At 60.8% G+C, this 12,618-nt stretch carries 12 protein-coding genes; 10 read left to right on the top strand and 2 right to left on the bottom strand.

From position 1 onward, the window contains the following. Window positions 1-164: 164 nt before the first annotated feature. Complete coding sequence (locus ACF8R4_RS04775) at window positions 165-1,385, bottom strand: CaiB/BaiF CoA-transferase family protein (RefSeq protein ID WP_156867430.1); 1,221 nt, start codon at window positions 1,383-1,385, stop codon at window positions 165-167. A gap of 14 nt (window positions 1,386-1,399) precedes the next feature. Beyond that, a complete protein-coding gene (locus ACF8R4_RS04770; protein ID WP_016712875.1) occupies window positions 1,400-2,581 on the bottom strand; it encodes an acyl-CoA dehydrogenase in 1,182 nt (393 codons plus the stop codon). Between the two features lie 161 nt (window positions 2,582-2,742). On the opposite strand from ACF8R4_RS04770, the gene ACF8R4_RS04765 reads away from it, so the two are divergent. From ACF8R4_RS04765 to ACF8R4_RS04720, 10 genes are all read left to right on the top strand, one after another. After that, complete coding sequence (locus ACF8R4_RS04765; protein WP_060499800.1) at window positions 2,743-3,642, top strand: LysR family transcriptional regulator; 900 nt, start codon at window positions 2,743-2,745, stop codon at window positions 3,640-3,642. A gap of 434 nt (window positions 3,643-4,076) precedes the next feature. After that, window positions 4,077-5,198 (top strand): Re/Si-specific NAD(P)(+) transhydrogenase subunit alpha, encoded by a 1,122-nt coding sequence (locus tag ACF8R4_RS04760; protein WP_028699520.1) that lies wholly within the window; start codon window positions 4,077-4,079, stop codon window positions 5,196-5,198. A gap of 11 nt (window positions 5,199-5,209) precedes the next feature. Next, a complete protein-coding gene (locus tag ACF8R4_RS04755; RefSeq protein ID WP_016484308.1) occupies window positions 5,210-5,524 on the top strand; it encodes an NAD(P) transhydrogenase subunit alpha in 315 nt (104 codons plus the stop codon). A gap of 2 nt (window positions 5,525-5,526) precedes the next feature. Further along, a complete protein-coding gene (locus ACF8R4_RS04750; RefSeq protein ID WP_105947046.1) occupies window positions 5,527-6,963 on the top strand; it encodes an NAD(P)(+) transhydrogenase (Re/Si-specific) subunit beta in 1,437 nt (478 codons plus the stop codon). 186 nt (window positions 6,964-7,149) lie between these two features. After that, entirely contained in the window at window positions 7,150-8,643 is a 1,494-nt protein-coding gene (locus tag ACF8R4_RS04745) for an acetyl-CoA hydrolase/transferase family protein (protein WP_016712872.1), read from the top strand. A 403-nt stretch (window positions 8,644-9,046) separates the two neighbouring features. Beyond that, complete coding sequence (locus ACF8R4_RS04740) at window positions 9,047-9,262, top strand: DUF1127 domain-containing protein (protein ID WP_003256968.1); 216 nt, start codon at window positions 9,047-9,049, stop codon at window positions 9,260-9,262. A 304-nt stretch (window positions 9,263-9,566) separates the two neighbouring features. Beyond that, on the top strand, window positions 9,567-9,884 hold the full coding sequence (locus tag ACF8R4_RS04735) for a DUF2388 domain-containing protein (RefSeq protein WP_060499802.1): 318 nt from the start codon (window positions 9,567-9,569) through the stop codon (window positions 9,882-9,884). A gap of 87 nt (window positions 9,885-9,971) precedes the next feature. Continuing rightward, window positions 9,972-10,265 (top strand): DUF2388 domain-containing protein, encoded by a 294-nt coding sequence (locus ACF8R4_RS04730; RefSeq protein ID WP_016712870.1) that lies wholly within the window; start codon window positions 9,972-9,974, stop codon window positions 10,263-10,265. 36 nt (window positions 10,266-10,301) lie between these two features. Next, window positions 10,302-10,622, top strand: coding sequence for a DUF2388 domain-containing protein (locus tag ACF8R4_RS04725; RefSeq protein WP_012316830.1), 321 nt, complete (start codon window positions 10,302-10,304; stop codon window positions 10,620-10,622). After that, the gene (locus tag ACF8R4_RS04720; protein ID WP_060499803.1) at window positions 10,619-12,574 is read left to right on the top strand and encodes a DUF4105 domain-containing protein; all 1,956 of its coding nucleotides are present in this window, start codon (window positions 10,619-10,621) and stop codon (window positions 12,572-12,574) included. Before ACF8R4_RS04725 ends, ACF8R4_RS04720 begins: the two co-directional genes overlap by 4 nt. The last annotated feature ends 44 nt before the right edge of the window (window positions 12,575-12,618 follow it).

Raw genomic sequence — 12,618 nt, 5'->3', positions numbered from 1 at the left:
TTGAATTTCAAGGAGTTTTTCGTTCCGATGTCGCTGGAAGTGGGGCGCATTATAAGGGGATTCGAAAGCGCGTCAACCCTTAATTTCAAGAAACCTTAACATCGCTGAAAAGCAAAGCGGGGCGGCCTGGCGGCCACCCCGCTTTTCAATAGCATCACGCGCCTCTAGAGCACGCCTGCATCGCGCAAACGTTGCACCTCACCCGCTTCCAGCCCCAATACCTCCTCAAGCACCACCTCAGTGTGCTCACCCAGCAGGGGAGGAGCCCGTCGATACTCCACTGGCGTCTCCGACAACCTTATAGGGCTGGCCACCTGCGGCACGCTACCCGCCAGCGGATGCGCAATGCTCACCGCAAGCCCCCGCGCCAGCACCTGGGGATCCTGGAACATCTGCGCCAGATCATTGATAGGCCCGCACGGCACGCCGGCAGCCTCCAACTGGCTAACCCATTCGGCTGTTGTCTTGAATACCGTGGCCTGGCGGATCAGTGGAATCAGCTCAGCCCGGTTGGCCACCCGCTGCTTGTTGGTCACGAAGCGTGGATCGTCCGCCCATTGCGGCTGCCCAGCCACCTCTGCAAACTTGCGAAACTGGCCATCGTTGCCCACGGTAAGAATGAAGTCGCCATCCGCCGTTGGGAAATCCTGGTAAGGCACGATATTAGGATGCGCATTGCCCAAGCGGCGAGGCGGGTTACCCGTCGTCAGGTAATTCATGGCCTGGTTCGCCAGGCAGGCCACCTGTACATCGAGCAGCGCCATGTCGACATGCTGCCCCACCCCGGCCTGATCCCGGTGGGCGAGGGCAGCGAGCATCGCCACCGTGGAATACAGCCCGGTAAGGATGTCGGTAAGCGCCACACCCACCTTGACCGGCCCTGCACCTTCCTCGCCCTCCGGGCGGCCGGTCAGGCTCATCAGCCCGCCCAGCCCCTGGATCATGAAATCGTAACCCGCACGCTTGGCGTAGGGCCCGGTCTGGCCAAACCCCGTGATGGAGCAATAGATAAGCTGTGGATTAACCGCCTTCAGGCTCTGGTAGTCCAAACCATAAGCAGCCAGACCGCCCACCTTGAAGTTCTCGATGACGATATCGGACTTGGCTGCCAGCTCACGCACCAGGCGCTGCCCCTCAGGCTGGGTGAAGTCGATGGTCACCGAGCGCTTGTTGCGGTTAGCCGACAGGTAATAAGCCGCCTCGCTGGTATTGTCACCCGCAGCATCCCTCAGGAAGGGCGGGCCCCACGCGCGCGTATCGTCACCACTGCCTGGACGCTCGACCTTGATCACGTCAGCGCCCAGGTCAGCGAGAATCTGGCCAGACCAAGGGCCGGCCAACACGCGCGAAAGGTCCAGCACCCGCAGATGTGATAGCGCGCCCATGGGCTGGCTCCTTATTAATAGAAGGCCTGGATACCGGTTTGCGCACGCCCCAGGATCAATGCATGCACATCGTGCGTGCCTTCGTAGGTGTTGACCACCTCCAGGTTGACCAAATGACGGGCCACGCCGAACTCGTCGGAGATGCCATTACCACCCAGCATGTCACGCGCCATGCGGGCAATATCCAGCGCCTTGCCGCAGGAGTTGCGCTTCATGATCGAAGTGATCTCCACCGCAGCCGTCCCTTCGTCCTTCATGCGCCCCAAGCGCAGGCAGCCCTGCAGTGCCAGGGTGATTTCGGTCTGCATGTCGGCCAGCTTCTTCTGGATCAGCTGATTGGCAGCCAGCGGGCGACCGAATTGCTGGCGATCCAGCGTGTACTGACGCGCAGTGTGCCAGCAGGCTTCCGCAGCACCCAGCGCCCCCCAGGAGATGCCATAACGGGCTGAGTTCAGGCAGGTGAACGGACCTTTAAGGCCGCGCACATCCGGGAAGATGTTCTCTTCGGGCACGAACACATTGTCCATGACGATTTCACCGGTGATCGAGGCGCGCAGGCCAACCTTGCCATGGATAGCCGGCGCACTCAGGCCTTCCCAGCCCTTTTCCAGCACAAAGCCGCGGATATCACCGGCATCGTCCTTGGCCCAGACCACAAACACATCAGCGATCGGGCTGTTGGTGATCCACATCTTGCTGCCGGTCAGCCGATAGCCGCCATCGACCTTCCTGGCGCGGGTAATCATCGACCCTGGGTCAGAGCCGTGGTTAGGCTCAGTCAGGCCGAAACAACCGATCCACTCACCACTGGCCAGCTTGGGCAGGTATTTCTGCTTTTGTGCTTCGGTACCGAACTCATTGATCGGGACCATGACCAGCGACGACTGCACACTCATCATCGAGCGGTAGCCCGAGTCGATACGCTCCACTTCACGCGCAATCAGGCCATAGCACACGTAGTTCAGGCCGCTGCCACCATACTGCTCCGGGATGGTGGCCCCCAGCAGGCCGACTTCACCCATCTCGCGGAAGATCGCCGGGTCAGTCTGCTCGTGGCGGAACGCTTCAAGTACACGAGGGGCCAGCTTGTCCTGGGCGAACTGATAAGCGCTGTCACGCACCATGCGCTCTTCTTCAGTGAGCTGCTGATCCAGCAGCAGCGGGTCGATCCAGTTGAAGCTTGCTTTACCGGCCATGAGCGAAATCCTCGAAATAGGGGGCAGTTTCTTGTGCCTTTGAGCCTAGGCCTGATCGGCCGCCGGGACAAACGAGGATTGCGCACCAATTAGTGATAGTTTGTCACTTCGTAAATCGGCAAAACGCCATATTGACAGCCTTACAAGTGAGGTTGACGTACATGCGCCGCAAGATCCCCAGTACCGCTGCCCTGGTTTGCTTCGAGGCGGCAGCACGCAACGAGAGCTTTACCAAGGCCGCCCAGGAACTGGCCCTGACCCAGGGCGCCGTTTGTCGCCAAGTTGGCGGCCTGGAGGCCTTTCTCAATGTGGAACTGTTCCGCCGCTCGCGCCGCGGCGTGAAGCTGACCGAAGCCGGCCTTTCCTACAGCCGTCAGGTTGCCGCCCAACTGGACGCCGTGGAGCGCGATACCTTGTCTGTGATGGGCCAGCAGGGGGCCAGCGTAATCGAACTGGCGGTGGTGCCTACATTCGGCACTCAATGGCTGCTTCCGCGCCTCAAGGACTTCCAGCAACGCCAACCGGAGGTCACGGTCAACCTCACCAACCGAACCCGGCCATTCCTGTTCGCCGACACTTCGTTCGATGCCGCGATCTATTTCGGTGATGCCGACTGGTCCGGCACCCAGTCTCACCGGCTGATGGGGGAAAACCCGGTCCCCGTCTGCAGCCCGGCATTGCTGGCCGGGCAGGGCATGCTTGAAGCACAGCGCGTCGCCCAACTACCCCTGTTGCAGCAAAGCACGCGCCCCTATGCCTGGCGGCAATGGTTCGGCAGCTTGGGGATGAATGTGGAGCGCGACATGACAGGCCCGCGTTATGAACTATTCTCGATGCTCGCCCAGGCGGCCATCCATGAAATGGGGATCGCGCTGATTCCGCCGTTCCTGATCCAGCGCGAACTGGAGGAGGGTAGGCTGGTGGTCGCTAACAGGCATGCCCTCGATAGCGACAAGGCCTACTATCTGATGATTCCTGAGCGCAAGGTGGAGTCGGCATCACTACGCGCCTTCCGGGACTGGCTGGTAAGCCAGGCCCACGCCTACACCGCAAGAAAATGAGCAATGCGACAAGTTGACCCTGTAGTCAATTATTTTAAACACCTACAGATGTATGTATTTGTCGCATATGCGTAAACTGTTATGCAAGCCAGAAAATACCCTTTAACCCTGCTAAGCACGCGGGCTTGCGGGTTATTTTGCGACACTTACCGTGCCGTAAGCGAAATGACCGAAAAATTTTTGTTTTTTTCTCCTAATCTGCCAATAGCCCATGTTTGACGGGCTACAGCCTTATTACTGCGACAAGCGGTCACAGGGTGACTTGTAGTTTTAACTTCGTTTCGCTCCAGAACCGGTTGAAGGCCCCTTGGTTCGTCTGCAAAATGCTTCGCCCGCCCGGGAACTGGCGGATCGGCGCTCCACAGCCGCCCCAGCGCACCATCCGAAGTGTGCTGGCTTTTACAAAGACAAAAGGTCACCGCAGGAGAAAAGTCGTGCACATAGGTGTTCCTCTCGAGACGCAGACCGGTGAGACAAGGGTCGCTGCGACCCCGGAAACCATCAAGAAACTGATTGGCCAGGGCCATCAGGTCACCGTCCAACGGGGGGCAGGGCTTAACGCCGCCATTCCGGACAGTGCCTATGAGGCCGTGGGTGCTTCCATGGGGAATGCCGCCGACGCCTACGGCGCCCAATTGGTACTCAAAGTGGTCGCCCCCAACGACCAGGAACTGGCCCTGATCAACAGTGGCAGCCTTCTGGTGGGCATGCTCAACCCCTTCAACAGCGAACTCATCGGCAAAATGGCCGAACGCGGCATTACCGCCTTCGCCCTGGAAGCCGCACCGCGTACATCGCGGGCGCAAAGCCTGGACGTGCTGTCGTCGCAAGCCAACATCGCCGGTTACAAGGCTGTGTTACTGGCGGCCCATCACTACCCGCGCTTCATGCCCATGCTGATGACCGCTGCCGGTACCGTTAAGGCCGCGCGCGTGTTGATTCTGGGTGCGGGCGTTGCCGGCCTGCAGGCCATTGCCACGGCCAAGCGCCTGGGCGCAGTGATCGAAGCGTCCGACGTACGCCCGGCGGTGAAAGAGCAGATCGAGTCGCTGGGCGCCAAGTTCATCGACGTGCCCTACGAGACCGATGAGGAGCGCGAATGCGCCGAAGGGGTGGGTGGTTACGCCCGCCCGATGCCGGCCAGCTGGATGCAACGCCAGGCCCAGGCCGTGCATGAGCGCGCGAAGCAGGCGGATATCGTCATCACCACCGCACTAATCCCCGGCCGCAAGGCGCCGACCTTGCTCAGCGCCGAAACCGTCGCGCAGATGAAGCCCGGCTCGGTGGTCATCGACCTCGCTGCTGCCCAGGGCGGCAACTGTCCGCTGACGGTTGCTGACCAAGTGGTGCAGGAAAACGGCGTGACCATTGTCGGCCCGACCAACCTGCCAGCCCAGGTGGGTGCCGATGCCTCGGCGCTGTATGCACGCAACCTGCTGGACTTCATGAAGCTGCTGTTCGACAAGGACGGCGCACTGGTCATCAACCTCGAAGACGACATCGTCGCGGCCTGCCTCATGTGCCGCGATGGCCAGGTCGTCCGCAAGAACGGCTAAGGAGCACGACAATGGAAGATATGCTGATTTCCCACGGCATCTACAACCTGATCATCTTCGTGCTGGCCATCTATGTGGGCTACCACGTGGTCTGGAACGTCACCCCGGCACTGCACACCCCATTAATGGCGGTCACCAACGCCATCTCGGCAATCGTTATCGTCGGCGCCATGCTGGCCGCGGCCCTGACCGTTACCCCGGCAGGCAAGCTGATGGGCACCCTGGCCGTGGCCCTGGCTGCGGTCAACGTGTTCGGTGGCTTCCTGGTCACCCGCCGCATGCTTGAGATGTTCAAGAAGAAAGCCAAGAACGAGGGGCAGAAGTAAGCATGAGCATGAATCTGGTAACACTTCTGTACCTGGTTGCGTCGATCTGCTTCATCCAGGCGCTCAAGGGCCTGTCGCACCCGACCACTTCGCGGCGCGGCAACCTGTTCGGCATGATCGGCATGGGGATCGCCATCCTCACAACCGTCGGCCTTATCTATAAGCTGGGGGCAGAGCTTGCTACTGCCGGCATCGGCTACGTAATCGTCGGCCTGCTGGTTGGTGGTACCGCCGGTTCGATCATGGCCAAGCGCGTCGAAATGACCAAGATGCCGGAGCTGGTCGCCTTCATGCACAGCATGATCGGCCTGGCTGCGGTGTTCATTGCCATCGCCGCCGTGTTGGAGCCGCAGTCGATGGGCATCGTTGCCGCCATCAGCGACCCTATCCCTACCGGCAACCGCCTGGAGCTGTTCCTGGGTGCTGCAATCGGTGCCATTACCTTCTCCGGTTCGGTAATCGCCTTTGGCAAACTGTCGGGCAAGTACAAGTTCCGCCTGTTCCAGGGCGCACCGGTACAGTTCGCCGGCCAGCATAAGCTGAACCTGATCCTCGGCCTGACCACCATTGCCCTGGGCCTGCTGTTCACCTTCACCGGCCACTACAGTGCCTTCACCCTGATGCTGGTTCTGGCCTTCATCATGGGTGTGCTGATCATTATTCCGATCGGTGGCGCCGACATGCCGGTGGTGGTGTCGATGCTCAACAGCTACTCGGGCTGGGCTGCGGCCGGCATCGGTTTCTCGCTGAACAACTCGATGCTGATCATTGCAGGTTCGCTGGTCGGTTCGTCCGGTGCCATCCTTTCGTACATCATGTGCAAGGCGATGAACCGTTCGTTCTTCAACGTCATCCTTGGCGGCTTCGGCGGGGACACCGATACGGGTGCGGCGCAAGGCTCCAAAGAGCAGCGCCCGGTGAAGTCCGGCTCGGCCGACGACGCCACTTTCCTGCTCAGCAACGCCGACAGCGTGATCATCGTGCCGGGTTACGGCCTGGCGGTGGCCCGTGCCCAGCACGCGCTGAAGGAGCTGACCGAAAAGCTGACCCACAACGGCGTAACCGTGAAGTACGCGATCCACCCAGTGGCAGGCCGCATGCCCGGGCACATGAACGTACTGCTGGCCGAGGCCGAAGTACCTTACGACCAAGTGTTCGAAATGGAAGACATCAACGCCGAGTTCGGTCAGGCCGACGTGGTGTTGGTGCTGGGTGCCAACGACGTGGTCAACCCGGCGGCGAAGAACGATCCGAAATCGCCCATTGCCGGCATGCCGATCCTCGAAGCCTTCAAGGCCAAGACCATCATCGTCAACAAACGCTCCATGGCCAGCGGCTACGCCGGCCTGGACAACGAACTGTTCTACCTGGACAAGACCATGATGGTGTTCGGTGACGCCAAGAAAGTGATCGAAGACATGGTCAAGGCGGTGGACTGATACCCACGGCTGAAAACCAGCTGATATAAAGGAAGCCCCGGTCAGAATCTGCCGGGGCTTTTCTTTTATTGATCCGGATCAACGGCTCTACTTCAAGCCTTCTCATACGACCATGGTCGTGGGACGGCAATGGGCGAAATCTCTAGACTGCGCTGCAGTAGTTTCAGTAGCCCGAGATAACAATCCATGTACCGTGATCGTATCCGCTTGTCCTCCCTGCACAGCAAGGTAATGAGTGCGGCTGATGCCGCTGGTCTGATCGAGGACGGCATGACCGTCGGCATGAGCGGTTTCACCCGCGCCGGCGAAGCCAAAGCCGTACCGCATGCACTGGCCGAACGTGCCAAGCAGTCGCCACTGAAAATCAGCCTGATGACCGGCGCCAGCCTGGGCAACGACCTGGACAAGCAACTGACCGAGGCCGGCGTGCTGGCTCGCCGCATGCCATTCCAGGTCGACAGCACCCTGCGCAAGGCCATCAACGACGGCCAGGTGATGTTCATCGACCAGCACCTGTCGGAAACCGTCGAGCAACTGCGCAACCAGCAGCTGAAACTGCCGGACATCGCCGTCATCGAAGCCGTGGCCATTACCGAGCAAGGCCACATCGTGCCAACCACATCGGTAGGCAACTCGGCCAGCTTCGCGATCTTCGCCAAGCAGGTGATTGTCGAGATCAACCTCTCGCACAACCCCAACCTGGAAGGCCTGCACGACATCTATATCCCGACCTACCGCCCGACCCGCACGCCAATCCCGCTGGTCAAGGTCGACGACCGTATCGGCAGCACCGCCATCCCGATCGACCCGGCCAAGATCGTCGGCATCGTCATCAGCGACCAGCCGGACTCCCCATCCACCGTGCTGCCGCCGGATGACGAAACCCAGGGCATTGCCGACCACCTGATCAACTTCCTCAAAAAAGAAGTTGAAGCTGGCCGCATGACCAACAAGCTCGGCCCGCTGCAGGCCGGTATCGGCAGCATTGCCAACGCCGTAATGTGCGGCCTGATCGAATCGCCGTTCGAAGACCTGACCATGTACTCCGAAGTACTGCAGGACTCCACCTTCGACCTGATCGATGCCGGCAAACTGAGCTTCGCTTCGGGCAGCTCGATCACCTTGTCCACTCGCCGTAATGCCGACGTATTCGGCAACTTGGAGCGCTACAAGGACAAGCTGGTGCTGCGCCCGCAAGAAATCTCCAACCACCCGGAAGTGGTGCGTCGCTTGGGCATCATCGGTATCAACACCGCACTGGAGTTCGATATCTACGGCAACGTCAACTCCACCCACGTGTGCGGCACCAAAATGATGAACGGGATTGGTGGCTCGGGTGACTTCGCCCGTAACGCCCACCTGGCTGTGTTCGTCACCAAGTCGATTGCCAAAGGCGGCGCGATTTCCAGCGTGGTGCCGATGGTCAGCCATGTCGACCACACCGAGCACGACGTGGACATCCTGGTCACCGAGCAGGGCCTGGCCGACCTGCGTGGCTTGGCACCACGTGAGCGGGCACGGGCGATCATCGACAACTGTGTGCACCCAGACTACCGCGCTGCGCTGAACGATTACTTCGATCGTGCCTGCCAGCGTGGCGGCCATACCCCGCACATTTTGCGTGAAGCGCTGAGCTGGCACGAAAACCTGGAAGAAACCGGGCGCATGCTGGCGAGCTGATCAATTCGTGATCCGGAACAGCGTGTGCTGTTCCGGTCACGCTCCCTGTAGGAGCGGCTCTAGCCGCGAATACCGGCACAGCCGGTGCCATCCTGCTTGTCGCCTGATTCGCGGGCAAGCCCGCTGCCGCAACACTCTCACAATCATCATTAAAAACTGTTCTACTGTACTGGTATTTCTGCCAGTCCCTTCCTCGTGAAATCATCCTGTCAGCCAAAAATGCACCAATACCGTGCAGACCAGTACAGTTGCGCTTGTTTCGGGTGCAACAGTAGGGTTACACAGTTAACTGAGCCATCGTCTTTCAACTGAACTGTATCTACTGTTATGGACGACAGAGGAGGATCATTGGCATCAGTTAAATCACTACCTAATCCCGCCATAAGCGGAAGGATGAAGCATCATGGAACGTACCCTCAGTTCCGGTCTGGTTTTTGAAAGCAACGCCCAGCAATCCAACGCCTCGCTGCCGCTGCGCGCACTGTCTACCCTGCTGCTGTGGCAGCGCCGTATGGCTAGCCGCCGTCAACTGGCTCGCCTGGACGCCCGTCTGCTGGCCGACGCTGGTATCAGCGAGTCGCAACGTTACGAAGAGCTGAGCAAGCCTTTCTGGCGCTAAGCACCGGCTTGCCGGCTTCGGCCGGCACCGCGAATTCCCAAAACCCGTTGCAGGTAACTGCAACGGGTTTTTTGCATCCAGGCCGCATGCTAGAGCTTCTCTCAAACGAACAGGTACAGTTTTGATAATCCAAAAAACATATAGGTACAGTTTGTTGGCGCGCTTTTCATTAACATCCGGAAACACCGGCGCGTGATACGCTTGGCTTCACAGTCTGGTAGAACCCACTGTTAAAGTACCGTGACGAGCTGTGCGAGCGTCCGATAAGCAGAACCACCCGACCCTAGTCCAGGAGTCCACGATCATGTCCCGTAAATACCTGATTGGCGCCGCCCTGATGCTGAGCCTGGCCGGCACCGCAAACGCCACCAGCTTCGTTGTCACCACCGACGCCGTCGTTGGCGCGGTAGCCGCGTCCACCGATGCAACTTCCGATATTTCCTCCTCGTTCAAAGACGACAAGATCGTCAAGGCCGCCCGCGACGATGCCGCTGCCTTTGTTGGCAGCCATGGCGACATCCGCGGTGCCAAACTGGAAAGCGCCTTCTTGCACATCCGCTCGCAAGCACCCGCGTTGCAGGCCAGCGATGCCCAACTGGCCCAGGCCATCCTGGCTCTCTGACGCCAGCTGAGCCCTCTGGCTGTGCTGGTCACTACCAGCACAGTCATCCAGCCTTTGCGCCCCATCTTTCCAGCTGTTGTAGAGCCCATGCGTTATCTGTTGCCGCTGCTGTTTTCCGTTGCAGGCATGGCCAGCGCCCATGCCATGGATACCACCACGCAAAGCCTGGTCATTACCGGCTATGTCACCAGCCAGGTCACCACTGCACCCTTCGATCGCAAACTGGTCCGCCAGGCGCGCGACGATGCAGCGGCCTTCGTGGCCAGCGACGGCCAGATCCGCGGTGTGCGGCTGGAAGCTGCGCTGGAATCATTACGCCACAATTGTGCACGGCACGCCGTCGGCGATCTGGAACTGGCGCAGGCAATTCTCGTCCAATAACTACATCTGACTCCCTGTATTTTTCGGAGATGCTCCATGCGTAAACCGCTGATTGCCGCTACCCTCGGCATGCTGCTGCTGGCCGACCTGGCCCAGGCACAGACCCTGGTGGCCACCAGCAATATCATCGTGCGTGCCTTTGGCCGCTCGATCGACTTCACCTCGGACACCACCACCTCGATTCGCGACTCCAAAGTGGTGCGCGAAGCCCATGACGACGCTGCCAGCTTCGTCGCCAGCAACGGTGACATTCGCGGCGCCCAGCTTGAGGCGGCCTTCAACACCTTGCGCGAGCGCGTGCCAGAAGCGCGTGGCGCCAGCGACCAGGTACTGGCCGAAGCCATCCTCGCACTGTGAAACGCGTGCGTGCCTGGCTGCTCGGCTGCGCCCTGACGCTGCCCGGCACGCCCGTATTGGCCGACCTGCAGCTTCAGCTGCAGGCAACCGGCCTGGACCCGCAGCAAACCCAAGCCACCCAGGCCCTGCTCGATGAGGCCTTGGGCAAGCTGCCTCCCCGATTCAAGCAGCAGCTGGACCGCCGCGTGCGGGTCAGCTGGAGCGACAGCATGCCGGCGGATGCCTACGGCCAGGCATCGCTGGTGTCCACCCTTGAGCTCAATCGACGCCTGCTGCCCGGACTCACCGACGGCAGTGCTGCTACCGAACGCACCCACCGCCCCCATGGCACAGCGCGCGAAGAATTGCTGGCCACCGTGCTGCACGAGCTTACCCATATCTACGACCGTGCCCGCCTGTGGCCCACTGCCGAGCATTCGCTGATTGCCCGCTGCAAGCGCCAGCAAGGCACGCTGGGCAAAATCGGCCTGCCCGAAGCGTGCCGGGGCCAGGCCGAGCGCCGCTTCACCCTTAGCGACGACCCGCGCTTGCTCGACCTGGCGGGTTGGCAACAGTACGTAGGCCGTCGTGGCGAGCGCGAGCAGCACAATGGTCAGTTCGTGCGCAGCCCAGACAGTTATGAGCTGAGCAGCCCCAAGGAGTTTATCGCGGTCAACATGGAGTACTTCCTCCTCGACCCGAGCTACGGTTGCCGCCGCCCGGCGCTGAACCAGTACCTGCGCGAGCACTTCGGCTGGGCACCGCAACAGGACACCTGCGCCAAGGGCCTGCCGTTCATCAATGCCGGCAGCGACTTTGCCCGCCAGCCGCTGGGTGAAATCGACCCTGAGCGGGTCTATGAAGTGGACTACCTGCTGGCTGAAGCCAACCAGAACCTGGTCAGCCGCTGGGGCCACAGCATGCTGCGCCTGGTGATCTGCAAGCCGGGCCGCCCGCGCGGGCCGGACTGCCGCCTGGACCTCGACCAGAGCCTGGTGCTGTCGTACCGCGCCTTCGTCAACGATGTACAGCTGTCCAGCTGGGACGGCCTGGTCGGCAACTACCCCTCGCGGCTATTCGTGTTGCCGCTGGGCCAGGTAATCGACGAATACACCAAGACCGAGTTGCGCAGCCTTGCCTCAGTACCGTTGAAGCTCAGCCGCAACGAAATCGAGGAGCTGGTACGCCAGGCCGCCGAAATGCACTGGAGCTATGACGGCAACTACTGGTTCCTGTCCAACAACTGTGCCGTGGAGTCTTTGAAATTGCTGCGCAGCGGTACCGCCAACCCACGCCTCAACGACCTCGACAGCATCATGCCCAACGGCTTGCTGGCGGTGCTCAAGGGCAGGGGACTGGCAGACACCAGCGTGCTGGATGACCCGCGTGAGGCGCTGCGCCTGGGCTACCGGTTCGATTCCTATCGCGACCGCTACCAGGCCATGTTCGAGGTGCTGCGCAAACAGCTGCCGATCAAGCAGGCCCTGGTCGAAGACTGGCTGGCACTGGATGCCGAGCAGCGCCGCCCATGGTTTGCCAAAGCCGACCTGCGCACCAGCGCCGCGTTACTGCTGCTCGAACAGGCCAGCTTGCGCCGGCAACTGCTGCTGGCCCAGGACGAGGTCAAGCAGCGCTACCTGAATGCCGCTGCCTTGAAAGATGGCAGCGTCAGCAAGGCCGATGCGACCCTCAAGCAGATGCTCGCCAACAGCGGCTTTCTCAGCCGCCCGGCAGAACTGCTCGATGCCAAGGGCTACGGGCTGCCGCAGCCCGAGGAGCGCAAGCACCTTGAGCAGGTGAGCAGCGAACGCCAGGCACAGTTGTTGCGTTTGAGCACCAGCCTGGACAAAGAGGTGAGGGCGCTGCTGGAGCCGTCGCGAGCCAAGGAAATTGCGGCTGTCGAGGCCAACGTGAAGCAGATTGGCGAACATTTGCGGGCACTGCACAAGGCTGCGGGTGGCCTGCAGTTGTAAGTGTTGTCTCTACGGGCCTCTTCGCGGGCAAGCCCGCGAAGAGG

Origin of the sequence: Pseudomonas sp. FYR_2, assembly GCF_043106425.1 — a bacterium.
Classification (GTDB): Bacteria; Pseudomonadota; Gammaproteobacteria; order Pseudomonadales; family Pseudomonadaceae; genus Aquipseudomonas; species Aquipseudomonas monteilii.
Note: the sequence above shows the minus strand (reverse complement) of the source record. Positions and strands in the feature narration are given on the sequence as shown.

What these genes read in the sequence shown, in the direction of transcription:
- ACF8R4_RS04775 (WP_156867430.1), bottom strand. Translation starts at nt 1,385, where the DNA reads ATGGGCGCGCTATCACATCTGCGGGTGCTGGACCTTTCGCGCGTGTTG.
- ACF8R4_RS04770 (WP_016712875.1), bottom strand. Translation starts at nt 2,581, where the DNA reads ATGGCCGGTAAAGCAAGCTTCAACTGGATCGACCCGCTGCTGCTGGAT.
- ACF8R4_RS04730 (WP_016712870.1), top strand. Translation starts at nt 9,972, where the DNA reads ATGCGTTATCTGTTGCCGCTGCTGTTTTCCGTTGCAGGCATGGCCAGC.
- ACF8R4_RS04725 (WP_012316830.1), top strand. Translation starts at nt 10,302, where the DNA reads ATGCGTAAACCGCTGATTGCCGCTACCCTCGGCATGCTGCTGCTGGCC.
- ACF8R4_RS04740 (WP_003256968.1), top strand. Translation starts at nt 9,047, where the DNA reads ATGGAACGTACCCTCAGTTCCGGTCTGGTTTTTGAAAGCAACGCCCAG.
- ACF8R4_RS04735 (WP_060499802.1), top strand. Translation starts at nt 9,567, where the DNA reads ATGTCCCGTAAATACCTGATTGGCGCCGCCCTGATGCTGAGCCTGGCC.
- ACF8R4_RS04765 (WP_060499800.1), top strand. Translation starts at nt 2,743, where the DNA reads ATGCGCCGCAAGATCCCCAGTACCGCTGCCCTGGTTTGCTTCGAGGCG.
- ACF8R4_RS04755 (WP_016484308.1), top strand. Translation starts at nt 5,210, where the DNA reads ATGGAAGATATGCTGATTTCCCACGGCATCTACAACCTGATCATCTTC.
- ACF8R4_RS04745 (WP_016712872.1), top strand. Translation starts at nt 7,150, where the DNA reads ATGTACCGTGATCGTATCCGCTTGTCCTCCCTGCACAGCAAGGTAATG.
- ACF8R4_RS04750 (WP_105947046.1), top strand. Translation starts at nt 5,527, where the DNA reads ATGAGCATGAATCTGGTAACACTTCTGTACCTGGTTGCGTCGATCTGC.